This window comes from Bacillus sp. P4_D3, assembly GCF_056401855.1.
The window spans coordinates 1-728 of the sequence record NZ_JBFUIN010001174.1; the positions used below are offsets into that span (position 1 = coordinate 1).

Genomic DNA, 728 nt, shown 5'->3' on the forward strand with positions numbered 1-728 from the left:
ACATTGTTCATTGCGTTATTATTAAGTATGGCAGCAATGATTTTATTACAACAAGCAAATATTGTTCATTTCGCACTTCCCAATGTTTTTGTTCAAATGGGATCCTGGGTTTGTATGGTTGTTTTTTTCATAAGAGTAATTGGTGAGTTTCATTATTTTGGTATCTTTAAACGAAAAAAAGATACGCAGTTTGCCAGAATGGATACTGTTTTATATGTACCGCTTTGTGCATTTTTATCCTTATCCTTCTTATTAGCTATAATAACGTGAACATATAACCAGTATTATTTTAATACTTTATTACAAACTAAAGAGAAGAATAGCTAGGGATTTATACGGCAACAGAGATGAATTGACGCTGTTATTAAATGAATTTAATAATATGAAATGTACAGCTGCATCTGAAAAAAAGAAAAATAGTATGCTATCTCGTTTACAATTAATTTATCAAAATATAAAATTAGATAAGCAGTACCATCTACCCTTTGCTTTAAATAACAAGTTATTGGAGCGGTTAGAAAATGAATCTCTTCAAACTATTGAGGGTTGTGTATCATGTCTACATTTAATGTTGGATATAAATTATGAAAAAATAAAACATTATGGATCGAGCACAAGTAGGTCATTTGTTCCATTATCGCAATCTTCAATTTTTCTTGCTGATTGTGTTTGTTTAACAGGAGTTGTATTGGGGTTACTAGGAACAGTGACATTTGGAGGATTAATGT

The 728-nt window shown here is 30.2% G+C and carries 2 protein-coding genes; both read left to right on the plus strand.

What is annotated here, in order from left to right; translation table 11 throughout:
- Positions 1 to 270 (plus strand): DUF3995 domain-containing protein (locus AC1DTM_RS30055; RefSeq protein WP_477001657.1); only part of this gene is annotated, 270 nt, incomplete at its 5' end.
- Between the two features lie 82 nt (positions 271 to 352).
- A partial coding sequence (locus tag AC1DTM_RS30060; protein WP_477001658.1) for a homoserine dehydrogenase occupies positions 353 to 728 on the plus strand: 376 nt, incomplete at its 3' end.